This is a genomic window from Streptomyces sp. NPDC020996 (assembly GCF_040641355.1).
GTDB lineage: Bacteria > Actinomycetota > Actinomycetes > Streptomycetales > Streptomycetaceae > Streptomyces.
Window position 1 is genome coordinate 30,293 of record NZ_JBFADM010000058.1, and the last position, 25,936, is coordinate 56,228.

The 25,936-nt window shown below is 71.9% G+C and carries 23 protein-coding genes and 1 pseudogene; 14 read left to right on the forward strand and 10 right to left on the reverse strand.

All coding sequences use genetic code 11. The features are described from left to right. The first annotated feature begins 150 nt into the window (after positions 1-150). From AB0G63_RS30655 to AB0G63_RS30665, 3 genes are all read left to right on the forward strand, one after another. Entirely contained in the window at positions 151-3,870 is a 3,720-nt protein-coding gene (locus AB0G63_RS30655) for an ABC transporter ATP-binding protein (protein ID WP_360756815.1), read from the forward strand. Positions 3,871-4,024: 154 nt separating this feature from the next. Continuing rightward, positions 4,025-4,414, forward strand: a complete 390-nt coding sequence (locus tag AB0G63_RS30660; protein WP_360756818.1) for a hypothetical protein — start codon at positions 4,025-4,027, stop codon at positions 4,412-4,414. A gap of 99 nt (positions 4,415-4,513) precedes the next feature. After that, positions 4,514-5,935: a S28 family serine protease gene (locus AB0G63_RS30665; RefSeq protein ID WP_360756821.1), complete on the forward strand. Its 1,422-nt coding sequence runs from the start codon at positions 4,514-4,516 to the stop codon at positions 5,933-5,935. Positions 5,936-6,145: 210 nt separating this feature from the next. Here AB0G63_RS30665 and AB0G63_RS30670 read toward each other — a convergent pair whose 3' ends face one another. Further along, complete coding sequence (locus AB0G63_RS30670) at positions 6,146-7,945, reverse strand: glycoside hydrolase family 3 protein (protein WP_360756823.1); 1,800 nt, start codon at positions 7,943-7,945, stop codon at positions 6,146-6,148. A 235-nt stretch (positions 7,946-8,180) separates the two neighbouring features. Here AB0G63_RS30670 and aroA point away from each other — a divergent pair, with 235 nt between their 5' ends. Then, entirely contained in the window at positions 8,181-9,422 is a 1,242-nt protein-coding gene (aroA, locus tag AB0G63_RS30675) for a 3-phosphoshikimate 1-carboxyvinyltransferase (protein WP_360756825.1), read from the forward strand. A 65-nt stretch (positions 9,423-9,487) separates the two neighbouring features. Then, positions 9,488-9,834, forward strand: a pseudogene (locus AB0G63_RS30680) (GNAT family N-acetyltransferase); the annotation flags it as partial. 56 nt (positions 9,835-9,890) lie between these two features. Here AB0G63_RS30680 and AB0G63_RS30685 read toward each other — a convergent pair. Further along, complete coding sequence (locus tag AB0G63_RS30685; RefSeq protein WP_360756828.1) at positions 9,891-10,451, reverse strand: TetR/AcrR family transcriptional regulator; 561 nt, start codon at positions 10,449-10,451, stop codon at positions 9,891-9,893. 120 nt (positions 10,452-10,571) lie between these two features. On the opposite strand from AB0G63_RS30685, the gene AB0G63_RS30690 reads away from it, so the two are divergent. The 4 genes from AB0G63_RS30690 (at position 10,572) to AB0G63_RS30705 (ending at position 14,067) form a co-directional block, all read left to right on the forward strand. Next, positions 10,572-11,264: an SDR family oxidoreductase gene (locus AB0G63_RS30690; protein ID WP_360756831.1), complete on the forward strand. Its 693-nt coding sequence runs from the start codon at positions 10,572-10,574 to the stop codon at positions 11,262-11,264. A gap of 51 nt (positions 11,265-11,315) precedes the next feature. Then, positions 11,316-12,371: an aldo/keto reductase gene (locus AB0G63_RS30695; protein WP_360756833.1), complete on the forward strand. Its 1,056-nt coding sequence runs from the start codon at positions 11,316-11,318 to the stop codon at positions 12,369-12,371. Positions 12,372-12,507: 136 nt separating this feature from the next. Then, positions 12,508-13,512 carry an NADP-dependent oxidoreductase gene (locus AB0G63_RS30700; protein ID WP_360756836.1) on the forward strand — a complete coding sequence of 335 codons (1,005 nt, stop codon included), beginning with the start codon at positions 12,508-12,510 and terminating at the stop codon, positions 13,510-13,512. Between the two features lie 342 nt (positions 13,513-13,854). Beyond that, on the forward strand, positions 13,855-14,067 hold the full coding sequence (locus tag AB0G63_RS30705; protein WP_360756838.1) for an alpha/beta hydrolase: 213 nt from the start codon (positions 13,855-13,857) through the stop codon (positions 14,065-14,067). A 435-nt stretch (positions 14,068-14,502) separates the two neighbouring features. Here AB0G63_RS30705 and AB0G63_RS30710 read toward each other — a convergent pair whose 3' ends face one another. The 4 genes from AB0G63_RS30710 to AB0G63_RS30725 form a co-directional block, all read right to left on the reverse strand. Then, on the reverse strand, positions 14,503-15,291 hold the full coding sequence (locus AB0G63_RS30710; protein WP_360756841.1) for an alpha-L-glutamate ligase: 789 nt from the start codon (positions 15,289-15,291) through the stop codon (positions 14,503-14,505). After that, a complete protein-coding gene (locus AB0G63_RS30715) occupies positions 15,288-16,202 on the reverse strand; it encodes a hypothetical protein (RefSeq protein ID WP_360756844.1) in 915 nt (304 codons plus the stop codon). The genes AB0G63_RS30710 and AB0G63_RS30715 overlap by 4 nt, the downstream gene beginning before the upstream one ends. A gap of 120 nt (positions 16,203-16,322) precedes the next feature. After that, complete coding sequence (locus tag AB0G63_RS30720; RefSeq protein ID WP_360756846.1) at positions 16,323-16,559, reverse strand: DUF397 domain-containing protein; 237 nt, start codon at positions 16,557-16,559, stop codon at positions 16,323-16,325. Further along, a complete protein-coding gene (locus tag AB0G63_RS30725; RefSeq protein ID WP_360756849.1) occupies positions 16,556-17,371 on the reverse strand; it encodes a helix-turn-helix transcriptional regulator in 816 nt (271 codons plus the stop codon). The genes AB0G63_RS30720 and AB0G63_RS30725 overlap by 4 nt, the downstream gene beginning before the upstream one ends. 118 nt (positions 17,372-17,489) lie before the next feature. Between AB0G63_RS30725 and AB0G63_RS30730 the strand changes: the two genes are divergently transcribed. Then, the gene (locus AB0G63_RS30730; RefSeq protein WP_351884927.1) at positions 17,490-17,888 is read left to right on the forward strand and encodes an ATP-binding protein; all 399 of its coding nucleotides are present in this window, start codon (positions 17,490-17,492) and stop codon (positions 17,886-17,888) included. A gap of 57 nt (positions 17,889-17,945) precedes the next feature. Further along, positions 17,946-18,530 carry an alpha/beta hydrolase gene (locus AB0G63_RS30735; RefSeq protein ID WP_360756852.1) on the forward strand — a complete coding sequence of 195 codons (585 nt, stop codon included), beginning with the start codon at positions 17,946-17,948 and terminating at the stop codon, positions 18,528-18,530. Positions 18,531-18,552: 22 nt separating this feature from the next. Here the strand turns inward: AB0G63_RS30735 and AB0G63_RS30740 are convergent, their stop codons facing one another. From AB0G63_RS30740 to AB0G63_RS30755, 4 genes are all read right to left on the reverse strand, one after another. Then, positions 18,553-19,353 (reverse strand): sugar phosphate isomerase/epimerase family protein, encoded by an 801-nt coding sequence (locus tag AB0G63_RS30740; RefSeq protein WP_360756854.1) that lies wholly within the window; start codon positions 19,351-19,353, stop codon positions 18,553-18,555. A gap of 11 nt (positions 19,354-19,364) precedes the next feature. Next, on the reverse strand, positions 19,365-20,297 hold the full coding sequence (locus tag AB0G63_RS30745; RefSeq protein WP_360756857.1) for a helix-turn-helix domain-containing GNAT family N-acetyltransferase: 933 nt from the start codon (positions 20,295-20,297) through the stop codon (positions 19,365-19,367). Positions 20,298-20,386: 89 nt separating this feature from the next. Continuing rightward, on the reverse strand, positions 20,387-20,992 hold the full coding sequence (locus AB0G63_RS30750) for a dihydrofolate reductase family protein (protein WP_360756860.1): 606 nt from the start codon (positions 20,990-20,992) through the stop codon (positions 20,387-20,389). Positions 20,993-21,223: 231 nt separating this feature from the next. Next, positions 21,224-22,270, reverse strand: coding sequence for a LacI family DNA-binding transcriptional regulator (locus tag AB0G63_RS30755; protein WP_360756862.1), 1,047 nt, complete (start codon positions 22,268-22,270; stop codon positions 21,224-21,226). Between the two features lie 379 nt (positions 22,271-22,649). Between AB0G63_RS30755 and AB0G63_RS30760 the strand changes: the two genes are divergently transcribed. From AB0G63_RS30760 to AB0G63_RS30770, 3 genes are read left to right on the forward strand one after another with little or no spacing between them, the layout of a single operon-like run. Then, on the forward strand, positions 22,650-23,801 hold the full coding sequence (locus AB0G63_RS30760) for a Gfo/Idh/MocA family oxidoreductase (RefSeq protein ID WP_360756864.1): 1,152 nt from the start codon (positions 22,650-22,652) through the stop codon (positions 23,799-23,801). Beyond that, a complete protein-coding gene (locus tag AB0G63_RS30765; protein WP_360756867.1) occupies positions 23,798-24,949 on the forward strand; it encodes a dihydrodipicolinate synthase family protein in 1,152 nt (383 codons plus the stop codon). The genes AB0G63_RS30760 and AB0G63_RS30765 overlap by 4 nt, the downstream gene beginning before the upstream one ends. Before the next feature lie 32 nt (positions 24,950-24,981). Next, entirely contained in the window at positions 24,982-25,797 is an 816-nt protein-coding gene (locus AB0G63_RS30770) for a sugar phosphate isomerase/epimerase family protein (protein ID WP_360756869.1), read from the forward strand. The last annotated feature ends 139 nt before the right edge of the window (positions 25,798-25,936 follow it).

Here is a 25,936-nt window from a genome sequence, read left to right on the forward strand (position 1 = left end):
GCGGTGCCGACGGACGGTTCCGCAGCGCAGCCCCGGCGGCCACAAGGAAAATGGCCGGAATCCGCGGAGCGGATTGTTGCGGAGGGATGAAATCCGCTTCCTCTGGCGTTGGTGCCTTCCGGCAGACCAGGACGAACGGGAGGCACCCGCGTGAGCGAGCAACGGGGATGGGCGCGGCGACTGGCCGGATACGCGTGGCGGTATCCGAAGGACGTCGTCCTGGCCCTCGGCTCCTCGCTCGCCGGCATGGCGGTCATGGCGACGGTGCCGCTGATCACCAAGGTGATCATCGACGACGTGATCGGCGGCCACAGCCGGCGGATGGCCCCCTGGGCGGGCGCCCTGATCGGCGCGGCCCTGCTCGTGTACGCCGCGACCTACGTCCGCCGCTACTACGGCGGCCGTCTCGCCCTCGACGTCCAGCACGACCTGCGCACGGCGATGTTCGACACGATCACCCGGCTCGACGGCCGACGCCAGGACGAGCTGTCGACCGGCCAGGTCGTCGGCCGCGCCACCAGCGACCTCCAGCTGATCCAGGGCCTGCTGTTCATGCTGCCGATGACCATCGGGAACGTCCTGCTGTTCCTGATCTCCCTGGTGATCATGGCGTGGCTGTCGCCGCCGCTGACGCTGGTCGCGCTCGCCGTGGCGCCCGCGCTGTGGTGGATCGCCCGGCGCAGCCGCTCCCGGCTGCACCCGGCCACCTGGTACGCGCAGGCCCAGGCGGCCGCCGTGGCGGGCGTGGTGGACGGCGCCGTCAGCGGCGTGCGCGTGGTGAAGGGGTTCGGGCAGGAGGAGCAGGAGACCGGCAAGCTGCGGGAGGTCGGGCGGCGGCTGTTCGCCGGACGGCTGCGCACCATCCGGCTGAACGCCACCTACACCCCCGCCCTGCAGGCCGTGCCCGCCCTCGGCCAGGTCGCCATGCTGGCGCTCGGCGGCTGGCTGGCCGTGCGCGGGCACATCACGCTCGGCACGTTCGTCGCCTTCTCCACCTACCTCGCCCAGCTGGTCGGCCCGGTCCGCATGCTCGCCATGGTCCTCACCGTCGGGCAGCAGGCCCGCGCGGGCACCGAGCGCGTCCTTGAGCTGATCGACACCGAGCCGTCGCTCACCGACGGCACCAGGGAGCTGCCCGCCGACGCGCCGGCGACCGTCGAGTTCGACGACGTGTCCTTCGGCTACGACCGGCAGCGTCCCGTCCTCGAAGGGCTCAGCTTCGAGATCCGCGCCGGGGAGACCCTCGCCGTCGTCGGCTCCTCCGGCTCCGGCAAGTCCACCGTCTCCCTGCTGCTGCCGCGCTTCTACGACGTCACCCACGGCGCCGTCCTGGTCGGCGGCCACGACGTCCGCGAACTCACCCTCGACTCGCTGCGGGCCGCGATCGGCCTGGTGCCCGAGGACTCCTTCCTCTTCTCCGAGACGGTGCGCGACAACATCGCCTACGGCCGTCCCGACGCCACCGACGAGCAGATCGAGGCCGCCGCCCGCGCCGCCCAGGCCGACCGCTTCATCCGCGAGCTGCCCGACGGCTACAACACCAAGGTCGGCGAGCACGGCCTGACCCTCTCCGGCGGCCAGCGCCAGCGCGTCGCCCTGGCCCGCGCGATCCTCACCGACCCGCGCCTGCTCGTCCTGGACGACGCCACCTCCGCCGTGGACGCCCGCGTCGAGCACGAGATCCACGAGGCGCTCCGGCACGTCATGGAGGGCCGTACGACCCTGCTGATCGCCCACCGCCGCTCCACCCTGAACCTGGCCGACCGCATCGCCGTCCTCGACGGCGGCCGGCTCGCCGACATCGGCACCCACGAGGAACTCCAGGAGCGCTCGGCGCTCTACCGCCGCCTGCTCACCGACCCCGACGAACTGGGCGGCGTCTCGCCCGGTCACGCCCAGGCCGCCGCGCCCGCGGAGGACACCTCCGTGCGCGACGAGCTGGACGCCGAGTTCGACGCCGAGCGCGGGGTGACGCCCCGGCTGTGGACCGGCGACCGCGAGCCCAGGGACGCGGCGCTGGCCGGGATGCCGGCCACGCCCGAACTGCTGGCGCAGGTCGAGGCGCTGCCTCCGGCGAACGACACCCCCGACGTCGACGAGGCGCGGGCGGTGCTGCCGGAGGAGTCGTACGGGCTGCGCAGGCTGCTGCGGGGCTTCGGGCTGCCGCTGCTGGTCAGTCTGGGGCTGGTGGCCGTCGACGCCGGGGCGGGGCTGCTGCTGCCGGTGCTGATCCGGCACGGCATCGACCAGGGCGTCACGGCGATGGCCATCGGCGCGGTGTGGGCGGCGTCCCTGCTGGGCCTGCTCACGGTCGCCGTGCAGTGGGCGGCGCAGGTCGGCGAGACCCGGATGACCGGACGCACCGGCGAGCGGGTCCTGTACGCGCTGCGGCTGAAGATCTTCGCGCAGCTCCAGCGGCTCGGGCTGGACTACTACGAGCGGGAGCTGACCGGCCGCATCATGACCCGGATGACGACCGACGTCGACGCGCTGTCGACGTTCCTGCAGACGGGCCTGGTCACCGCGTTCGTCTCGGTCGTCACCTTCTTCGGCATCATGGCCGCCCTGCTGGTGATCGACGTGCAGCTCGCGCTGGTCGTGTTCGCGACGCTGCCGCCGCTGTTCGTCGCCACGTTCTTCTTCCGCCGGGCGAGCGTGAAGGCGTACGAGCTGGCCCGCGAGCGCGTGTCCGCGGTCAACGCCGACCTCCAGGAGTCGGTGTCCGGGCTGAGGATCGTGCAGGCCTTCCGGCGCGAGCAGGACGGCGGGCGGCGGTTCGCCGAGCGCAGCGACAGCTACCGCAGGGCCCGCATCCGCGGCCAGTGGCTGATCTCGGTCTACTTCCCGTTCGTCCAGTTCCTGTCCTCCGTCGCCGCGGCCGCCGTGCTGATCGCGGGCGCCGGCCGGGTCGACGACGCCACGCTGACCACCGGCGCGCTGGTCGCCTACCTGCTCTACATCGACCTGTTCTTCGCGCCGGTCCAGCAGCTCTCCCAGGTCTTCGACGGCTACCAGCAGGCCACCGTCTCGCTGGGCCGCATCCAGGAACTGCTCCAGGAGCCGACCTCCACCAAGACCGCCGACGCCCCCCGCGAAGTGCGCTCGCTGCGCGGCGAGATCGCCTTCGAGGACGTCCACTTCGCCTACGGCGCCGACGAGGAGGCCCTCAGCGGCGTCGACCTGCGCATCCCCGCCGGGCAGACCGTCGCGTTCGTCGGCGAGACCGGCGCCGGCAAGTCCACCCTGGTGAAGCTGGTCGCCCGCTTCTACGACCCGACGGCCGGCCGGGTCACCGTCGACGGCACCGACCTGCGGTCCCTGGACCTGACGTCGTACCGGCACCGGCTGGGCGTCGTCCCGCAGGAGGCGTACCTCTTCCCGGGCACCGTCCGCGACGCCATCGCCTACGGCCGTCCCGGCGCCACCGACGCCGAGGTCGAGGCGGCGGCCCGCGCGGTCGGCGCGCACGAGATGATCGCCACGCTGGACGGCGGCTACCTGCACGAGGTCGCCGAGCGCGGCCGCAACCTTTCCGCCGGCCAGCGCCAGCTGATCGCGCTCGCCCGCGCCGAACTCGTCGACCCCGACATCCTGCTCCTCGACGAGGCGACGGCCGCCCTCGACCTGGCCACCGAGGCGCAGGTCAACCAGGCGACCGACCGTCTCGCCGGCCGCCGCACCACCCTCGTGGTCGCCCACCGGCTGACCACGGCGGCCCGTGCGGACCGGGTCGTGGTCATGGACCACGGCCGGGTCGCCGAGGACGGCACCCACGACGAACTGCTCGCCCGGGGCGGGCGGTACGCCGCGCTGTGGCGGACGTTCATCGGGGAGCCGGACACGGAGGAGACCGTCGGCGCGGCCCGCTGACGGCGGGGCTCCGGGGGCGCTGACCGGCTGTCCGGCCACGCAACCATCCGCCGTACGCCGTGCGTCCGTACACCCGTACGCTCATTGACGGCTGCACGGCTGCACGGCTGCACGGCTGCACGCCTCATTGACGGCTGCACGGGGGAGGGCGACGGTGGACAGTGGTGCGATACGCAGGCGGTTCGCGCTGGGCGCGGCCCTGCTGACCGCGTCCGGGCTGCTCGCGCTCGCCGCGCCCGGCGAAGCGCAGGCCGCCGCCTACTGCTCGGGCCGCAAGGTCAGGGAACTGCCGTTCTCCACCGGCGTCGTGCACGTCTACAAGCGCGACGGCTACGTCTGCGCCGTCACCTTCCCCGAGCACCCCGGCGGTTCGAGGCGGTCCATGTCGGTCAGCGTGCAGGCGCGCGGCAACCGTCCCGTCGTCGACAAGGGCCAGTACTCCCACCACGCCGGACCGGTGACGGTGCACGCCGGGCACCGGTGCGTGCGGATCAAGGGCTCGGTGGGCGGCGGTTCGGTCAGCTCCGCCTGGATTCTTTGCTGAACCATAGGTTTATTACAACTACTTCCTGAACTCCCCTGGTGCGTGCGCCGGTTGCGTTGCTAGCTTCCGGCCCACATCTGTAATCACAGGGGAGGGTGCATGCGCAAGGCGCTCAGATGGCTGCTGGCGTTCACCGTGTTCATCGGTACGCTCAGCACGGCCACGGCGGCCACCGCCGCCGAGCCGGAGGCCACCGGCACCACGGACATCAAGGAACAGCTGCTCTCCATACCGGGGATGAGCCTGATCCAGGAGAAGCCCTACACCGGCTACCGCTTCTTCGTCCTGAACTACACCCAGCCGGTGGACCACCGGAACCCGTCCAAGGGCACGTTCCAGCAGCGGATCACCGTGCTGCACAAGGACGTCAGCCGGCCGACGGTCTTCTACACCGGCGGCTACAACGTCTCCACCAATCCCAGCCGACGCGAACCCACCCAGATCGTGGACGGCAACCAGGTCTCCATGGAGTACCGCTTCTTCACCCCGTCCCGGCCCGCCCCGGCGGACTGGAGCGACCTGGACATCTGGCAGGCCGCCAGCGACCAGCACCGCATCTTCAAGGCGCTGAAGAAGATCTACACCCGCAACTGGATCTCCACCGGCGGCTCCAAGGGCGGCATGACCGCCACCTACTACGAGCGCTTCTACCCCAGGGACATGGACGGCGTCGTCGCGTACGTCGCCCCCAACGACGTCGTCAACGACGAGGACTCCGCCTACGACCGCTTCTTCGCGACCGTCGGCACCAAGGAGTGCCGGGACCGGCTGAACGCCGTGCAGCGCGAGGCGCTGGTGCGCCGGGAGCCGCTGGAGAAGAAGTACGCGGCCTACGCGGCCGACAACGGCTACACCTTCGACGTCATCGGCAGCCTGGACCGGGCCTACGAGGCGGTCGTCCTGGACTACGTGTGGGGCTTCTGGCAGTACAGCCTGCTGTCGGACTGCGACACGATCCCGGCGGACGCCAAGTCCGCGACCGACGAAGAGATCTGGGACTCCGTCGACACGATCTCCGGGTTCTCCGCCTACACCGACCAGGGCCTGACGCCGTACACGCCGTACTACTACCAGGCCGGCACCCAGCTGGGCGCGCCGACGATCCACTTCCCGCACATCGAGAAGCAGTACATCCGCTACGGCTACCAGCCGCCGCGGAACTTCGTCCCGCGTGACATCCCCATGAAGTTCCAGCCGTGGGCGATGCGCGACGTCGACACCTGGGTGCGCCACCACGCCGACCACATGCTCTTCGTCTACGGGCAGAACGACCCGTGGGGCGCCGAGCGGTTCCGCCTCGGCAAGGGCGCGCACGACTCCTACGTCTTCACCGCGCCCGGCCTGAACCACGGCGCGAACGTCGCGGGCCTGGTCCCCGACCAGAAGACGCTCGCCACGGCCCGGATCCTGGAGTGGGCCGGCGTGTCCGACGCCGCGGTGGCCCGCGCGAAGCCGCTGGCGGCGTACGACCGCAAGCTGGACGTCCGTGACGTGGAGCGCGAGCCCGCGCTGCGCCCGTGACGCGTCCGCCGCGCCCGTGACGCGTCCGCGTCCGTGACCGTCCCCAGGTGCCCGGCCGGTGTTCACACCGGCCGGGCACCTGGGGCAAGCAGGCCGGGCGAAGTCCGCCACGGTCAGGCAGCGCCCTGAAGGGGCGCGGGGAACTGCGCGACCAGCCACGACGGCGTCGCAGCCGACTGACGGCACAGCACGGCACATCCAGCGGAGCGCCTAGTACGACAGGCCGTACCCGATCGGGTACAGGACCCGTGCCGGGTCGTCCGCCCGTTGTACCGGGACCGGGAGGCGCCCGCGTGGGTCGGTCTTTCCGGCGATCACCCGTGCCGCCGACCGCAGTTCGACGTCGGTCCAGGAGTACGCCGCCAGGAAGCCCGGCACGGACGGCAGTTGGGCCACGTCGTACGGATTGCGGATGGCGACGGCCACCACCGGCCGCCCGGTCGCCGTCAACTGCTCGACCAGTGTCTTCTGCGAGCTGGCCGCCGTGACGTTGTACGTGCCGACGACCACCGCGTCCGCGTCCTGGGCGGCGGCGACCGCCTTGGCGATGGTCGCGGCGGACGGCGCGGTGCCGGTGGACAAGGCGGTGGCGGTGAAGCCCAGTTCGGTGAGCGCGGCGGCGAGCACGCCGGTCGGCGGTCCCGTCGTGCCGGACGGAGAGGCCGGGTCGGCGCCCACGACGAGGAGCTTCCGGTGCGTGGTGCGGGACAGCGGCAGCAGGCCGCCCTCGTTGACCAGGAGGGTGGTGGTCCGCCCGGCGATGCGGTCGGCCGCCGCCAGGTGGGCCGGGGTGCCGACGGCCCGGTCGACGCCGGCCTGGCCGACGTACGGCTCGTCGAACAGCCGCAGCTTCGCCTTCAGCCGCAGGATCCGCAGTACCGACTCGTCCAGCCGCGCCTCGGTGAGCTCGCCGGCGCGGACGGCGTTCAGCACGGCGTGCCAGGCGACGTCCAGGGAGGGCGGGTTGAGGAGCTGGTCGACGCCCGCCTTCAGGGCGAGGACGGGGACGCGGTCGTCGCCGTACTTGGTGCGCACGCCCTCCATGCCCAGCGAGTCGGTGACCACCACGCCGTCGTAGCCCAGTTCCCCGCGCAGGATGCCGGTGACGATCGGGTGGGAGAGGGTCGCCGGGTCGCCGGAGTCGTCGAGGGCGGGGAACTGGATGTGCGCGGTCATGATCGAGTCGATGCCCGCGCGGATCGCGGCCCGGAACGGCACCGCGTCCAGCTTCTCCCACACCTCGCGGCTGTGCGTGATCACGGGGAAGCCGTAGTGGCTGTCGACGGCCGTGTCGCCGTGCCCCGGGAAGTGCTTGGCGGTCGCCGCGACCGACGAGGCCTGGTAGCCGTCGACCTCCGCGGCGACCAGGCCGGCCACCGCGTCCGGGTCGGCGCCGAAGGAGCGCACGCCGATGACCGGGTTGGCCGGGTTGACGTTCACGTCGGCGACGGGGGAGTAGTCCTGCCGGATGCCCATGGCGCGCAGCTCGGCGCCGGAGATCCGGCCGAGCGTGCGGGCGTCGCCGCGCGAGCCGCCCGCCCCGATGGCCATCGCGCCCGGGAAGAGGGTGGCGGGCTTGCCGACGCGGCAGACGATGCCGTGTTCCTGGTCGGTGCTGATCAGCACGGGCAGTCCGCGCGGCAGGCCGAGGGACGCCCGCTGGATGCCGTCGGAGAGGCCGGCGATCTGGTGCGGGTCGCGGGTGTTGTGCGCCCAGGTGAAGTAGATGATGCCGCCGACCCGGTACTTCTCGATCAGCTCGGCGGCGGTGCGGACGCCGATCTCCTTGAGGTTGGCGTCGATGTCGGCCTGGTCGGGCGCGGTGGCGGAGTGGCCGTAGACCCGCATCACGAAGAGCTGGCCGACCTTCTCCTCGAGCGTCATGCGGGAGACGAGGGAACGGAGCTCGCTGTCGTCGGGCTTGCTGTCGTCGGCGTGCGCGGCGGAGCCGAGGGCGAGGGTGGCGGCGACGCCTGCCGTGGCGGCCAGGACGGTACGTCTGGAGGGCACGTGCGCTCCTTCCGGAGGTGATCCGCTGAAGGAAACTTCCGAAGAGCCAGCAATATCCGGGAAGTTTCTGCCAGTCAAGGGAATGTGCGCCGAACGGTTCCCGCTCACCGGCCGATCTGCGGAAGCCGGTGGTACTGGGACCGACGGGACGTCCGGGCCGTCCATTCGGGTCGCCGCTGCCGTCCATCCCGTGGACGTCCCGGCGTCGGAGGCGGCGGACGGCCGATCATGAGGCATGCCCGCAGTCGCCATCCCCGGTTCCAAGTCCATCACCGCCCGCGCCCTGTTCCTGGCCGCCGCGGCCGACGGCGTCACCACCCTCGTACGGCCCCTGCGCTCGGACGACACCGAGGGCTTCGCCGAGGGCCTGGTACGGCTCGGCTACCGCGTCGGCCGCACCCCCGACGCCTGGCAGGTGGACGGCCGCCCGCAGGGCCCGGGCGTCACCGAGGCGGACGTCTACTGCCGGGACGGCGCGACGACGGCCCGCTTCCTGCCCGCGCTCGTCGCCGCCGGCCACGGCACGTACCGCTTCGACGCCTCGCCCCAGATGCGCCGCCGCCCCCTGGGCCCGCTCACCCGCGCCCTGCGCGACCTCGGCGTGGACCTGCGGCACGAGGCGGCCGAGGGCCACCACCCGCTGACGGTGCGGGCGGCCGGCGTCGAGGGCGGCGAGGTGACGCTGGACGCCGGGCAGTCCTCGCAGTACCTCACCGCCCTGCTGCTGCTCGGCCCGCTGACCCGCACCGGCCTGCGCATCACGGTCACGGACCTGGTCTCGGCGCCGTACGTGGAGATCACGCTGGCGATGATGCGGGCGTTCGGCGTGGAGGTGGCACGGGAGGGGAATGTGTTCGTGGTCCCGCCGGGCGGCTACCGGGCCACGACGTACCCGATCGAGCCGGACGCGTCCACCGCCAGCTACTTCTTCGCGGCGGCGGCGCTGACGCCGGGCGCCGAGGTGACGGTCCCCGGCCTGGGCGCGGGCGCGCTCCAGGGCGACCTGGGCTTCGTCGACGTGCTGCGCCGCATGGGCGCGGACGTGAACGTCGGCGCCGAGGGCACGACGGTCAGGGGAACCGGCACCCTGCGCGGCCTGACGGTCGCCATGCGGGACATCTCCGACACCATGCCGACGCTCGCGGCGATCGCCCCCTTCGCCTCCGGCCCGGTGCGCATCGAGGACGTGGCGAACACACGGGTGAAGGAGTGCGACCGGCTGGACGCCTGCGCGGAGAACCTGCGGCGGCTGGGCATCGGCGTGTCGACCGGCCCGGACTGGATCGAGATCCACCCCGGCACCCCCGCCGCCGCGCAGATCAAGACCTACGGCGACCACCGCGTCGTCATGTCCTTCGCGGTCACCGGCCTGCGGACGCCCGGTATTTCGTTCGACGACCCCGGATGCGTGCGCAAGACCTTCCCGGGCTTCCACGAGGCGTTCGCGGAGCTGAGGAGCGGACTGGAGAGCAGTTGACCTTCGTGCTGCAAGGACCCGTGCTGCAAGGACCCGTGCTGCAAGGACCCGTGCTGTAGGGCGCGTTGGTGCGTCTGAAGCCGCTGGAGCACCGGCACGCCGCCGATCTGGCGGTGGCGGCGGAGGAGGAACGGGAGACCTACTCCTTCACCTGGGTGCCGCGGGCCGAGGAGGTAGGCGCGTACGTCGACGCGCAGTTGGAGCGCGCGTCGACGGGACGGCTGGCGCCGTACGCGCAGGTGTCGGTCGCGACGGGACGGGCGGTCGGCGCCACGTCGTACCGGGACCTGCGCTGCCGGCGACCAGCCGGTCCGACGACCGGCTGGACGCCGTCGAGATCGGCTTCACCTGGCTCGCCCGCTCCGCCCAGGGCACCGGCATCAACGCCGAGGCCAGACTCCTGCTGCGGCGGGTGCGTGCGGGGCGGACTGGGGGAGGCCGGCTGCGCTACGGTCACGTGGCGGCGAATCAGCCGGATCCCGTCAGTGCCGCGCGCGCGGCGGTGAGGATCTCCTCGGAGAGCGGGGAGCCGTTGGTGGCCCGGGCCAGGACGAGTGCGCCGAGCATGGTGCACAGCCGGGTGATGCCGTCCTGGTCCTCAGTGGTGAGCCAGTCGGCGAAGTCGCCCACGCCTTCGGTGTAGATACGGCGGGCTTCCTGGCCTTCGCCCCCGCGCGCCATGTCGGTGACGAGTGCGGCGACAGGGCACCCGTCCGCCGGGCTGTCGCGGTGTCCAGGGGAGAGGTAGGCGTCGATCAGTGCCCGCTGGGCGGCGGCGCGCTGTCCGCTGTGCTGCTCGAGTCCGTCCTTGTGGTGTCGGCTGAGTTCGTTGAAGGCGTGGGCGGTGGCTTCGTCGATGAGTGCCTCTTTGGAGGCGAACTGCTTGTAGAAGCCGCCGTGGGTCAGTCCGGCCGCCTTCATGATCTCGGCGACGCTGGCGTGAGTTCCCTGTTCCCGGAACAGGCGAGACGCGGTTTCCACGACCCGCCGGCGGTTCTCCTCTGCCTGCGCCTGTGATGCGCGACCCACGGGCCACCTCCCCGATTGGATGTCGACTGGCATCTATCCTAGACCAGTGCTTAGATTGTGGATGCAATCTAATTCGGTGCCGTCGGCCGCTCGCCGACGGCCGTAACGCTGGGAGTGGGCATGGAACTGAAGGACGCGGTCGCGGTGGTGACCGGCGCCAACCGGGGGCTCGGACGGCATCTGGCAGCCCAGCTCGTCGAGCGTGGCGCGAAGGTGTACGCGGTGGCCCGGCGCCCCGAGACGGTCGACGTGCCGGGCGTCATTCCGCTGCGGCTGGACGTCACGGACGAGACGTCGGTGCAGGAGGCCGCCCGCGTGGCGTCCGACGCGACACTGCTGATCAACAACGCGGGCATCTCCACCGGCGCGGCGCTGATCGGAGGCGACCTGGCCGAGGTACGCCGGGAGATGGAGACCAACTTCTTCGGCCCGCTCGCCGCGACCCGCGCCTTCGCCCCCGTGATCGAGGGCAACGGCGGCGGCGCCGTACTCAACGTCCTGTCCGCCCTGTCCTGGTTCCACCCGGCCGGCCTCGGCTCCTACGCCGCGTCCAAGGCCGCCGCCTGGGCGCTGAGCGACGCGACCCGCGAGGAATTGGCACCGCGCGGGATCACCGTCTCGGCGCTGCACGTCGGCTACATGGACACCGACATGGCCGCCGGCGTGCCCGCCGATCAGAAGGTCGCTGCCGCCGACGTCGCGGCCCAGGCCCTGCAGGGCATAGAGACCGGCCTGCCCGAGATTCTCGCCGACGAGACCAGCCGGTACGTCAAGCAGAGCCTGTCCGCGGCACCCCAGCCGAACGCAGGCTGACGCTCACCCCCCGGCGCGACCACCTCCACACCTCTCGGACAAGGACATCTCATGCGCTACACGACCTTCGGCCACCGGACCGGACTGCGCGTCTCCGAGTACGCGCTCGGCACCGCGAACTTCGGCACCGGCTGGGGTGCAGGCGCCGAGCCCGACGAGGCCCGGCGGATCTTCGACCGGTTCGCCGAGGCCGGCGGCACCTTTCTCGACAGCGCGGACGGCTACCAGTTCGGCGAGTCGGAGGAACTGACCGGGAAACTGATCTCCGCCGACCGCGACCACTTCGTCCTGGCCACGAAGTTCACCCTCGGCGCCGCCCCGCAGCCGGACATCTCCAGGACCGGCAACAGCCGCAAGAACATGGTCGCCTCGGTCGAGGCCAGCCTGAAGCGCCTGGGCACCGACTACATCGACCTGCTGTGGGTGCACTTCCCCGACGAGCTCACGCCGATGGAGGAACTCCTGCGCGGACTCGACGACCTGGTGAGCGCGGGCAAGATCCACCACGCAGCGCTGTCCAACTTTCCCGCCTGGCGAGTCTCGCGCGCGGTAACCCTCGCGGACCTGAAGAGCTGGGCCCCGATCGTGGGCATCCAGCACGAGTACAGCCTCGTCGAGCGCACCGCCGACCGTGAGCTCCTGCCCATGGCCGAGAGCCTCGGGCTCGGCGCAGCCCTGTGGTCCCCGCTCGGCGGCGGACTGCTCACCGGCAAGTACCGCGGCTCCGCCGAGGGGCGCCTGAGCGATCTGGGCATGGTCATCCACACCGAGAGCACCGACCAGAAGACCGCCGTCGTCGACACCGTCCTGGCGATCGCCGAGGAGAGCGGCGTGACGCCCGCCCAGGTGGCGGTCGCGTGGGTGCGCGAGCGCGCCGCCCGTTCCGTGGCCACGCTCGTCCCGATCATCGGCCCGCGCAGTCTCTCCCAGCTCGACAGCTACCTCGGCGCCCTCGACGTCCAGCTGACCGATGAGCAGTACACCCGCCTGGACGAGGTGAGCGCGGTGCCGCTCGGCGTGCCCCACGAGGGAATCGCCGCCTCCCTGGACCGCCTCCAGGGAGGCGCCGCCGACCACGTCACCGCCCCGGTCGTGCCGGTGGCCTGATGGGTGAACGCGGCTGAGGACGCGGTGCGCCCTCGCCGCACCCAGAAAGACAACACAAATCAGTTCGCACTGGGAGAAGCCCGGGGCGAGCGGAGACCCGGACCTTCCACGGACGGGAAACGGAACGGAGACGACGATGAAGGCTTTCATGGTCGAGAAGTACGGCGACCAGGCCGGGATGCGTGCCGCCGAAACCGCCAACCCCCAGGTGGGTGCCGACGACGTCCTGGTCAAGATCCACGCGGCGGGCGTCAACCCGCTGGACCTCAGGATCCGCAACGGAGACTTCAAGGCGTTCATGCCCTACCGTCTCCCGCTCATTCTGGGCAACGACCTGGCGGGAACGGTCGTCCAGGTCGGCCCGTCCGTCACCCGCTTCACGGTGGGCGACGAGGTCTACGCCCGGCCCGACAAGGACCGCATCGGTACCTTCGCCGAACTCATCGCCGTCCACCAGGACGACCTGGGACCCAAACCGGCCACCCTCACCATGACCGAGGCCGCCTCCCTCCCCCTGGTCGCCCTCACCGCATGGCAGGCACTGGTCGAACGGGCACGCGTGCAACCGGGTCACAAGGTCCTCATCCACGCGGGCGCCGGCGGCCTCGGCTCCATCGCCGTCCAGCTGGCGAAGGCGCTCGGCGCACACGTCGCCACCACCGTGAGTACCGCCAAGGTCGACCTGGCCAGGGACCTCGGCGCGGACATGGTCGTCGACCACCGCACCCAGGACTTCGAAGAGGTCCTCGACGGCTACGACGTCGTCCTCGACAGCCTCGGCGGCGAGAACCTCGCCAAATCCCTGCGCGTACTCAAGCCCGGTGGCACGGCCATCAGCGTCGCGGGCCCGCCCGACCCGGCCTTCGCCCGCGAACTGGGCGCGAATCCGATCCTCCGCCTTGCCATGTCCGCCCTCAGCTTCAAGACTCGGCGCGACGCCAAGCGCCACGGTGTGACGTACTCGTTCCTGTTCATGAAGGCCAGCGGCGACCAACTGCGCGAACTCACCCCCCTCATCGACACCGGGAAGATCCGTCCCGTCGTCGACCGCGTCTTCCCGTTCGACGAAACCCTCCAGGCCATGGAGTACGTCGAGAAGGGCCGCGCGAAGGCGGGGAAGGTCGTCGTCTCCATGACGTGAGCGCGGGCACAGCCCAACCGGACGCCGGGACTGCCCGGTCACAACGACAGGCCCAACCCCACCCCCGCCCCCCACCACACATCAAGGACCCGGCCATGAGCGCGTCGTCCAGCTCCCCCACACCCACCCCGTCGTCGTACAAGAACGCGCCGACCCGCTCCGTGTCCGTGCAGGGCGTCAACTTCGCCTACCGGCAGCCGGGCACCGGCCCCGCCGGCGGACCCGGCATCGCGGCAGAGGAACCCGAACGCGGCGTCGGGCGGCCAGTCGGACGACCGCGACAAGGCGATCTCGGTGCCGTCGTTCCGCGCCCAGTTGAAGGCCGTCAAACGCTGGGGCCGCATGGCACCGCAGGACCTGTCGCGCATCCAGCAGCCGGTCCTGGTGGCCAACGGCGAGAGCGACCGGATGGTCCCGAGCGAGAACACACTCGACCTGGCCGCGCGGCTGCCCCGGGGCGAACTCGTCCCCCTCTACCCGGATGCCGGACACGGGGGCCTCTTCCAGTATCACGACGAATTCGTCGCACGGGCGCTCGGGTTCCTGGAATCGTAGCCAGGCCGGGGCCCGACCCCGATCCACGAAGCCCCGTGAGTTTCGCGGTTTCTCGAACCCGGCAAGCACGTCGGTCTCGAACTGCTCCAGTTCCTCCGCCGAGACCGGATCCCGGAACTCAAGCAGGTCGCGTACGGCTGCCAGCGCCTACCCGAGCCTCCTCACCTTCACCTCGATCACGGACCGATCGGACGAAGTGAGAACGCTTCAAGAATCCTGAAGTTACGTCACCAACTTGAGGAGCATCCCAAGGAGACAGAACACCCTGGCCGCGGGGACAAGGACTCAGCGGGGCTCAGGGGAACTCGCGGGATGTCGCACAATCGGCTGGAGCAGCGGGTGACGGGGTTCGCGACGCGGGCGCGCCGGCCCTGACCGACCGGGCGCCGCAGGCCGGGGCCGGGTTCCGGGGGCAGGTGGGGTTGGGTTTCGGGGTCAGGCGGCCCGGGAGAGGGCCAGGGCTGCCAGGGCCTCGGGGGCGCCCGACTGGCCTCGGATGCCGGGGAAGGCGTTGATGTCCACGATCAGGGGGGCGCCGTCGCCGCCGTCGACGATGTCCACGCCGTAGACGTCGAGGGAGAACACCTCTCCGACGCGGTGCACCAGGGCCGGCCATCCGGGCGGCAGGTCGTCGAGGCGGAGCGATCGTGTGGGGCCGCGTCCCTGGGGGGAGAGTTCGGAGCGGCGCAGGCCGGCGAAGAGCTGGTCGCCGATCGCCCAGAGCTTGTAGTCCCAGCCGTCGTTGGGGGCGAAGTCCTGCACCACGACCGGCTCGTCCGGGTGGGCGGCCGCCAAGTCCCGTAGCTGCGCGGGGGTGTCGACGCGGGCCACCACGTCGTGCCGCCGGCTGTGGCGGCTCTTGACCACCGCGGGGCGGGACAGCGCCGGCCCGGACGCCAGTCGGGCGAGGGTGGTGAAGGTGCGCGTGCCCGCGAAGGGGAGACCGGCACTCAGGGCCAGCGCGGCCATGGACGTGCGGTCCTGGCACAGCGCGGTCGCCGCGGCCGAGTTGACCACGCGGGCGTGACGTTGTTCCAGATGCCGGGCGAGTGCGAGGGCGGGCGGTGTACGTGCCTTCAGCAGGTAGACGTCGGCGAGAGGTCCGGGGACGGGCAGCGGCGCGCGCGGATCCAGCACCTCCACCTGGTGGCCGGGCGCGAGCAGGGCCGTGGTGAGGTCCAGCAGCGGGTGGCCGGGGTCGGACGTGATCAGGCCGACTCTCACGCCGTCTCGCCCGCCGTCATGGGGACCGGAACGACGCCCAGCGGTGGCCGTGAGGCCGCGCCGAGCGCCGCGGCGGCCGACCCGGCCGCGGTCACCCCGCCCGCGCCGGCCGCCAGGGCGAGGACGGCTCTCGCCAGGCGGGCCGGCGCGTCAGGGACCTGGCGGAAGCTGGGAAAGTCGTTCACGTCGACGACCACGGGGCCGTCCGGTCCCAGGACGACGTCCAGACCGTACAGATCGAGGCCGTAGACCACGCCGACCTGAGCGGCGATCGCGGCGATCTCGGCCGACAGCGGCACCCGGCGCTCCCGTACGGCATGGTCGGGGTGGAGCGGGGAGCGGCGCTCGGTGGCGTACAACTCGTCGCCGACGCTGTACACCTTGAGGTCCACGCCGGAGTTGGGCACGTACGGCTGGGCGACGAGCATGCCTTCTCCCGCCAGCTCGGGGAGCATCTCGGCGAGCTTGTGCGGGGAGGACACCAGGTGCACGGCCCGGCCCGCGCTGCCGTCGGCGGGCTTGACCACGATCGGATACTCCGAATCCGGTATCTCCAGCAGCAGTTCGGGGCACGCGGCCGCGTAGGTCGCGGGCAGGGGCAGCCCGCAGTTGAGGCCGATGGCGGCGGCGAGCGCCTTGTCCCGCACGCCGCGAATCGCCCGGGCGTTGTTGATCGTCGTCAGACCGGCCGAGGCCGCCGCCTCGAGAAGGGTGAGGCCCGGACCGCCGGAGACCGTCTTGAGCACCCATGCGTCATGCGTGCTCGTCTGCACGGCCTCGGTCAGACGCAGCAGGGAGCCGCCCGGGCGCAACACGTCCACTTGGTGTCCCCAGGAGGTGAGTTGGTGGATCACCTCGTTGGGCATACCGTCCCGGCGATACTGCTCCTCCACCAGAAAGCAGAACTTCATCGTTCGTCCCCGTTACCGCCGGCGCGCCCGTCTTGTCGTCTGTCGCCCGGCATTCCGTAATGTCCTGTGGCGGTACAGGATGTCATGGCCGTGCGGCGGGAACAGGGGGAGGTCGGCGCCCTAACGCCCGCGAACGCCGCCGAGGAAGGCGGACCAGGTGGCGGGGGAGACGGTGAGGTGGGGGGTGTCGGGGGCCTTGGAGTCGCGGACGTGTATGAGGGTGCAGGCGGCGACCTCGACGCATTCGCCGCCGCCCGAGTCGCTGTAGCTGCTCTTGCGCCAAGAGAGTGCGACCTCTACGCAATCACCGCCTGAGCTGTCGCTGTAGCTGCTCTTGAACCACGTCAGTTCGGTCATAGCTCACCTGCCAACTGCCCGATCAGCGCTACGGATTCCTCCGGCCGGAGGGCCTGGCTTCTGATCATCCCATAGCGCCGGGCGAGGACACCCACCTCTTCCGGCCTGGATACGAGCAGGCTCTTGCCCAGGGCTTCTGTGTAGACCAGGGAGGTCTGTTCCGGAGTTTCGAGCACGGTCATCGGACCACGCAGCCCCGCGTGGACGCCGATCCGCGAAGGCATCACCTGGACGACCACGTTGGGACGCTCGGCGCATTCGAGCAGGTGCCTGTACTGAGCCCGCCTGATCTGCTCGTCACCGATCCGCCTCCGCAGCGCCTCCTCCTCAAGGATCACATTGATGACGCACACCGGCCTGCGATCGAGTAGGGCCTTTCGTTCCAGCCGGGCCAGTGTCAGCCGCTCGATTTCCTCCTCGTCCAATGGAGGGAAATCGCAGCGGAACAGGGCGCGTGCATACGCTTCGGTTTGAAGCAGGCCGTGGATCAGCTGAGCGCTGTATGACGACACACTCAGCGCCTCCTGCTCCAGCTGCACGAATCCCTGGAAATACTCGGGATACCGCTCCAGCCGCAGGTACTTCGCTGCCGCCGCCAGGATCCCCCCGGCGTTCAGCGCCTTCTCCGCCGCCCCGATGAACTCGTCCGTCGCCGGTTTCGCGCAGGTCTCCACCGCGCTCACCGCCGCGCCGGAGTAGGCCATCAGGTCGCCGAGTTCGTTCTGCGAGAGTCCGGCCGCCGTGCGCAGCATGCGCAGCACCTCGGCGAAGTACTGCGCGGCAGGCGATGAGTTCTTCTTCGGTTGTCCCATGGCGGCGCCCCTCAACCCGGCTCAACGTCGGTCAACCCGCGCCCGGTTGCACTCACCGTGCGGGGTTGTCGACGCTCGGTCACTGTCGAAAGTAGTCGTTGCGACCGAAAGTCGTCATGTGAACACAGAAAGTCATCGCACCTGGCGCCGCCCCTTCTTACCGGTCGTCGAGAACATCCCCGAGGTCCGGCACGGTGCCCGACTGGTGCTCGCCTCCTGGGCCGTTCCGTCCGACGCCGGCGACGTGGCCGTGCTGGTCCTGTCGGAGCTGGCGACGAACGCCGTCCGGCACGCCCGCGTCCCGGGCCGCACCTTCGACGTGGCGCTCGCCTACGACGGCGAGAAGACGGTCGAGGTGGAGGTCTTCGACGCCTCACCGCGTCACCCGGTCGTCAGGTCCTTCGATCCGGACGCCACTTCGGGGCGGGGCCTGCTGCTCGTGGAGGCCCTCGCGGACGCCTGGGAGGTGCGGGACCGCGCGGGCGGCAAGTCCGTGTGGGCGCGTGTCATCGGCTGACGGGCGGCGCGGAAGATCGACTGGACCGGCATCCGGTGATCGGAAACGATCGCGTCCATGACCGCGTACCTGATCCTGCACGGCTGGCAGAACCACCGCCCCGAGGGGCACTGGCAGCACTGGCTCGCCGACCGGCTCACCGGACTCGGCCACCAGGTCACCTACCCGCAGCTGCCCGACCCCGACGCCCCCGACCTGGAGGTCTGGCTCACCGAGCTGGCCCGGCACCTGGACGGTCTGGAAGGACCCGAGCGCGTGGTGCTCGCCCACAGCGCCTCCGCCGTGCTGTGGCTGCACGCGGCGTCCCGCGGGATCGTGCGGCCCGGCGCGGCCGACCGGGTGCTGCTGGTGGCGCCGCCGTCCGCCTCCGTGCTGGCGCGGCACCCGGAGATCGCCGCGTTCGCCCCGCCGCCGCCGGGCTTCGGCCTGCCCGCGCCCACCCGCCTGGTCGCCGGCGACGACGACCCGTACTGCCCGGAGGGCGCGCGCGAGGTCTTCGGCGAGCCGTACGGCATCCCCACCGACATCCTGCCGGGCGCCGGCCATCTCGACATGGACGCCGGTTACGGCTCCTGGCCGTCCGTGCTGGGCTGGTGCCTGGACCCCACGGTGCCGCTCCTGGCCCGCCCGGCGTCGTCGTAGCCGCACGGTCCGGCCGGCGGACTCACGCCGATTCGTTCAGCAGGCGGGCCAGGTGCTCCCGCCCCGCGTCCAGCAGCTCGGGCAGCGGCGCCGCCTGCTCGTACCACCGCTTCTCGTACTCCCAGCACAGCCAGCCGTCCCAGTTGTGCCGGGAGAGGACCTCCACGCACTCGGCGAGCGGGAGGATCCCGGCGCCCAGCGGCAGCGGGGTGGTGTCGTCGGCCGAGGCGATGTCCTTGACCTGCACGTATCCGAGGTACGGCGCGAGGGCGGCGTACGTCTCCGCCGGCTGCTCGCCGCCCAGCCAGGTGTGCATGACGTCCCACAGCGCGCCCGCGTTGCGGTGGCCGACCGGGCCGAGGACGCGGATGGCGTCGGCGGCCGTGCGGTGCGAGTCGTGGGTCTCCAGCAGGATGCGCACGCCGGCGTCGGCGGCGTGCTCCGCGGCCAGGCCGAGGCGCCGGGCGGCCGCGCGGTCGGCGCGCTCGGTGGTCTGCTCGGGGTCCGCGCCGGGGAAGACCCGGACGTACGGGGCGCCGAGGTCGCGGGCGAGGTCGCACAGGGCGCGCAGCTCGTCGATCACGGGCCCGTCGTCGCCGGGCGCGGCGATCCGCGCGTACCCCGCCAGGCCCAGGATCTCGACGCCTCCCGCCTTGAACGCGGAGGCCACCGCCGACCGTTCGGCGGAGCCGAGGCCGGGGTGCACCGGTTCCTCCGGATGGGCGCGCAGTTCGACGCCGTGGAAGCCGTGGGCGGTCGCGAGCCGGACCACGTCCGGGATCGGCAGGCCGGGGACACCGAGGGTGGAGAACGCCAGTCGCATGGTCACCACTCTCACCCGGGGGCGGTGTGCAGGTCCAGCCGCCAGTCCTGGCCGACCAGGTCTTTCCCGAAGGAGCGGTGCGGTCGTTCGGCCACGAGGACGAAGCCGTGGCGCCGGTAGAGGCGGCGGGCGGCGGTGAGGACGTCATTGGTCCACAGGACGAGTTCGCGGTACCCGGCGCCGCGGGCGAAGTCGACGACGGCCCGCACCAGCCGGTCGCCGACGCCCAGCCCGCGCGCCTCGGGCTCGACGAGCAGCAGCCGCAGCCGTGCGGTGGCGGGCGCCTCGTCCCGTACGCACATCACGCAGCCGACCGGCCTGCCGTCGAGCTCGGCGATCCACACCCGCTCCAGGTGCGGGTCGTGGTCCTCGGCGAAGTCGGCGACGATACGGGCCACGAGCCCCTCGTAGTCGGAGTTCCAGCCGTACTCGGCGGCGTACAGGGCGGCGTTGCGCTGCACGATCCAGCCCAGGTCGCCCGGGGCAGGGTCGCGCAGGACGGCGTCCTCGCGGCGCGGGGGACGGCCCACGGAGAGGATCTCGCGGACGGTCAGCATCGCCTCCGCCAGGCGCGGCCGGTCGGCGGCGGGCACGGTGGACAGCAGCGCGCCGACGGACTCGTTCGCCCGCTCCGCGAGCAGGGCGGCGGTCTCCCGGCCGCGCGGGGTGAGCGTGACGTGCCGCCGCCGGGGGTCCTGCCGTGCGGGGGCGCGCTCGATCAGCCCGTCCTGCTCGAACTTGTTCAGGATGCGGCTCAGGTACCCGGCGTCCAGCGACAGTTCGGCCCGCAGGTCGGCCGCGTCGGTGCGCGGGGAGTGGGCGAGCTCGTACAGGACGCGGGACTCGGTGAGGGTGTACGGCGCGTACAGCCGGCGGCTGTAGTCGAGGGCGCCGATGACGTTCGTGTAGAAGCGGTTGAAGGCGCGGATGTCCTGGACGGTCATGATCGTCGGCCTCCGGATCTGATCGTTGACATCGTTGACTCAGTCAGAGATGCCGTCGATTCGAGCGTAGGACACCCGCACCCGGGCGGCTACCCCTCGGCTGCCTGCACGGCGGGCCGGTAGACGCACACCTGCACGCCGGTGCCGCCGGTCACCGACGACACCAGCTCGAACGGCCGCTTGGCCCCGTCGGCGGGGAAGACGGACTTGCCGCCGCCCAGCAGCACCGGCATCACGATCAGCTGGAGCTCGTCGACCAGGTCCTCGGCGATCAGCGTGCGCACCAGGGTGGGGCTGCCCATCATCGCCAGGTCCCCGCCGGGCGCCGCGCGCAGCTCACGGATCCGCGCGACGGCCTGCGAGCCGGGGATGCGCTCGGTGTTGTTCCAGGTCAGGTCGTCGTCGCCGAGGGTGTCGGAGACGACGTACTTCTTCAGGGCGTTGAGCCGGTCGGCGAAGGGATCCCCGGCCCGCTCGGGCCAGGCCGCGGCCATCGTCAGATACGTCCGCCGCCCGTACAGCAGCGCCTCGGCGTTCTCCAGCCCCTTGGTGAACGCCCCGCCGACCACCTCCGGGTCGAAGTACGGGTGCGACCAGCCACCGTGCGCGAACCCGCCGTCGGTGTCCTCCTGCGGGCCGCCGGGCGCCTGCACGACGCCGTCGAGACTGATGAACTCACTGATCACGACACGCATGGGAAATCACTCCTGGGGTTCGTCCGGTGTCCGGTCGGGGCCGGTCGGGGGCCGGTCGGGGGGCCGGGCGGGTTCGTCCGGCCGGTGACGGCAGTGAAGACCGCGCCGCTGCACGAAAATCATCGGTGACCGTCACCCAGCCCGCCCGGCGTTTCAGGACAAGGCCCGTCCAGGGCCGGTGCTCTACAGGGGCGGCAGCCGCGCACGGGCGCCCCGGCGACCCCCGCCCCGTCAGCCCCGCGGCACCCCGGAGGACCCCCGCACCATCAGCTCCCCCCGGATCGCCGCGATGTCCCCGGGCGGGGGCTCCTCGCGGCCCATCGCGATGCGGCCGGCCCGTGCTCCCGCCTCCGCGAGCGGCAGCCGCACCGTCGTCAGGGCCGGCACCGCGTCGATGCTGAACGGCAGATCGTCGAACCCGGCGACCGACACGTCCGCCGGGATCCGCAGCCCCGACTCGCGCAGCGCCGCGCACGCCCCCAGCGCGACGGAGTCGTTCGCCGCCACCACCGCCGTCAGGGACGGGTCGCGGCGCAGCAGTTCGAGCGTGGCCTCGTAGCCGGAGCGGCGGTCGTAGCGGCCGTACACGGTCCAGCGGGGGTCCTCCTCGATCCCGGCCGCCGCCAGCGCGGCCCGGTGGCCCTCCAGCCGGTGCCGGGTCGTCGTCCGCTCCTCCGGGCCGGCGATGTAGCCGAGCCGCCGGTGCCCGAGCCCGATCAGGTGCTCGGTCAGCTGCTGCCCGCCGCCGCGGTTGTCGAAGGTCAGCGCGATGGCGCCGGTGTCCGGCGCCGGCGGCCGGCCGCACAGCACCACCCGCGTCCCCGCGTCCGTCAGCCTGCGCAGCTTGGCCGCCACCGCCGCCGCGTGCGGCTCGTTCTCCATCGCCCCGCCGGTCAGCACCACCGCCGCCGCGCGCTGCCGCTGCAGCAGCGTCAGATACGTCAGCTCGCGTTCCGGGGAGCCGCCGGTGTTGCAGACCACGGCGAGGCGCTCCCCGCCGGCCCGGCCGCCCGGGCCGCCGATCTCCGACTGGATGGCGCTCGCCATGATCCCGAAGAACGGGTCGGCGATGTCGTTGACCAGGATGCCGACCAGGTCGGACGTGGCGGCGGCGAGCGCGCTCGCCGGACCGTTCAGCACGTAGTCCAGCTCGTCGACCGCCTTCAGGACCCGCTCGCGGGTGGAGGCGGCGACGGGGTAGTTGCCGTTCAGCACACGCGACACCGTCGCGGGGGAGACCTGCGCGCGGGCCGCCACGTCCGCCAGGGTCACCGTCATCTCGTCGTCCTCCGGTCGCGCATCTCGTCGTACCTCGTCGCATCTCGCCGTACTTCGCCGCACGTCGCCGCACGTCGCCGCACTTCGCCCGTACTTCGCCGTACGCCCTCGTAGACAGGCCGCCCGGCGGCCACGGTTCCGAGCAGGTGACGGCGTGTCGGGGCGGACTCCGGAGCCGCAGCTTTGCTCGTTCGTTCGCCCGAACACTCGAAGTAGCGGTCACGGTCTTGTCCGGACCACTGGTCAGAGGCTAGCTTCTCATCAGATAGAAAGCGCTTGCTGTTACGCTCGCCATCGGGGCGTCACACGGCGCGCACACCCGCGACGCGGCGCGCACACCCACGTACGAGCTGCGTACGACGCTGCGAAGGGAACGAACGTGACACGCAAGACGGTGCGTATCGCCATGAACGGCGTGACCGGGCGCATGGGCTACCGCCAGCACCTGGTCCGCTCCATCCTGGCCATCCGCGAACAGGGCGGCCTCGACCTCGGCGACGGCACCGTGCTGTGGCCGGAGCCGGTGCTGGTCGGCCGCCGCGAGCACGCGCTGCGCGCGCTCGCCGAGAAGCACGGCCTGGAGCACTTCTCCACGGACGTCGACGAGGTACTCGCCGACCCGTCCGTCGACATCTACTTCGACGCCCAGGTCACCTCCGCCCGCGAGGAGGCGATCAGGAAGGCGATCGCGGCCGGCAAGCACATCTACACCGAGAAGCCCACCGCGACCGGCCTCGACGGCGCCCTGGAACTCGCCCGCCTCGCGCACGCCAAGGGCATCAAGCACGGCGTCGTACAGGACAAGCTGTTCCTGCCGGGCCTGCTCAAGCTCAAGCGCCTCATCGACGGCGGCTTCTTCGGCCGCATCCTGTCCGTGCGCGGCGAGTTCGGCTACTGGGTCTTCGAGGGCGACTGGCAGGCCGCCCAGCGCCCCTCGTGGAACTACCGCGCCGAGGACGGCGGCGGCATCGTCGTCGACATGTTCCCGCACTGGGAGTACGTGCTGCACGAGCTGTTCGGCCGCGTGAAGTCCGTGCAGGCCGTGGCCACCACCCACATCCCGCAGCGCTGGGACGAGAACGGCAAGCCCTACGACGCCACCGCCGACGACGCCGCCTACGGCGTCTTCGAACTCGACGGCGGCGCGATCGCCCAGATCAACTCCTCCTGGGCGGTCCGCGTCAACCGCGACGAACTCGTCGAGTTCCAGGTCGACGGCACCGAGGGCTCGGCCGTCGCGGGCCTGCGCAACTGCCGCGTCCAGCACCGGAGTCTGACCCCGAAGCCGGTGTGGAACCCGGACATCCCCGCCACCTACTCCTTCCGCGACCAGTGGCAGGAGATCCCCGACAACGACGAGTTCGACAACGGCTTCAAGGCCCAGTGGGAGCTGTTCCTCCGGCACGTCTACGCCGGCGCCCCCTACCACTGGGACCTGCTCGCCGGCGCCCGCGGCGTCCAGCTCGCCGAGCTGGGCCTGAAGTCGTCGGCCGAGGGCCGCCGCATCGACGTACCGGAGATCGCGCTGTGACCATCCGACTCCCCGACGCCACCGGCGTCCTGCGGGACTACGAACCCCGCCCCGAACCCCTCGCCGTCACCCCCGGCGCCCCCTTCACCTCCCGTACGGTCTTCTCCGCCGCGCACGTCGTCGCCGACCCGTACGCCGACGTGTCGCCCGACTCGCCCGCCGCCGTCGACTGGGACGCCACCCTCGCCTTCCGTCGCCACCTGTGGTCGCACGGGCTCGGCGTCGCCGAGGCCATGGACACCGCCCAGCGCGGCATGGGCCTGGACTGGGCGGGCGCGGCCGAACTGATCCGCCGTTCGGCGGCCGAGGCGAAGGCCGTCGGCGGCCGCATCGCCTGCGGCGTCGGCACCGACCAGCTCACCGCCGGCTCCCTCGCCGAGGTCCGGGCGGCCTACGAGGAGCAGCTCGCCGTCGTGGAGGAGTCCGGCGCGCAGGCCATCCTGATGGCCTCCCGCGCCCTCGCGGCGGCCGCCTCCGGCCCCGAGGACTACCTGGAGGTCTACGGCCACCTGCTGCGCCAGGCCGCCGAGCCGGTGATCCTGCACTGGCTGGGCCCGATGTTCGACCCGGCGCTGGAGGGCTACTGGGGCTCGTCCGACCTGGACGCGGCCACCGACACCTTCCTGGAGGTCATCGCCGCCCACCCGGACAAGGTCGACGGCATCAAGGTCTCCCTGCTGGACGCGCAGCGCGAGATCGACCTGCGCCGCCGCCTGCCGCAGGGCGTGCGCTGCTACACCGGCGACGACTTCAACTACCCGGAGCTGATCGCGGGCGACGAGCAGGGCTTCAGCCACGCCCTGCTCGGCATCTTCGACCCGCTGGGCCCGCTGGCGGCGCAGGCGGTGCGGGTGCTCGACACCGGGGACACCGGCGGCTTCCGCGGACTGCTCGACCCCACGGTCGAACTCTCCCGTCACCTCTTCCAGACCCCGACCCGCTTCTACAAGACGGGCGTGGTCTTCCTCGCCTGGCTGGCCGGCCACCAGTCCCACTTCACCATGGTCGGCGGCCTGCAGTCGGCCCGCTCCCTCCCGCACTTCGCCCGCGCCTACGAACTCGCCGACGGACTGGGCCTGTTCCCGGACCCGAAGCTGGCCGAGGAGCGGATGAGGAACCTGCTGTCGCTGTACGGGGTGAACCAGTGAGCACCGACCTCGAGCGCTTCTCCATCAACCAGATGACCGTCAGGCAGCTGTCGCTGCCCGAACTCGTCGACGCCTGCCGCGAACTGGGCGTCCCGGGCGTCGGCCTGTGGCGCGAGCCGGTGCAGTCCTACGGCGTCGAGGCGACCGCGAAACTGGTCCGCGACGCGGGCCTGACGGTCACCACGCTGTGCCGCGGAGGCTTCTTCACGGCCGTCGACCCCGACGAGCGCGCCGCCGCCCTGGCCGACAACCGCCGCGCGATCGACGAGGCGGCCACCCTCGGCACGGACACCCTGGTCCTGGTCTCGGGCGGCCTTCCGGCCGGCTCGAAGGACCTGCACGGCGCGCGGGAGCGGATCGCGGACGCGCTGGCGGAGCTGGGCCCGTACGCCGAGTCGCGCGGCGTACGCCTGGCCATCGAACCGCTCCATCCGATGTTCGCCTCGGACCGCTGCGTGGTCTCCACGCTCGCCCAGGCACTCGACCTGGCGGAACGCTTCCCGGCCCACCAGGTCGGCGTCACGGTCGACACGTACCACATCTGGTGGGACGACCGGGCCCCCGAGCAGATCGCCCGCGCGGGCGCCGGCGGCCGCATCCACACCTTCCAGCTCGCCGACTGGACCACCCCGCTGCCGGAGGGCGTCCTCAACGGCCGCGGCCAGATCGGCGACGGCGCGATCGACATGCGCGAGTGGAAGGGCTACGTGGAGGCGGCCGGCTACACCGGCCCCATCGAGGTCGAACTCTTCAACGACGCCCTGTGGGCCCGGGACGGCCGGGAGGTGCTGGCGGAGACGGCGGCACGTTTCGTGCAGCACGCGATCCGGCCGGCGTCACAGGGCTGACCCTTTGCCGGGGCCGTGCGTTCCGGGGCGCCTACGGGCCCCGGGCGGCCCCGGGCCGGCGTGGCGGTCCTGGGCCGGCGTGGCGGTGGCGGGGGGCCGGGCGACGCTGGGCCCGGGGCGCGCCCCCCCCGCGAACGCC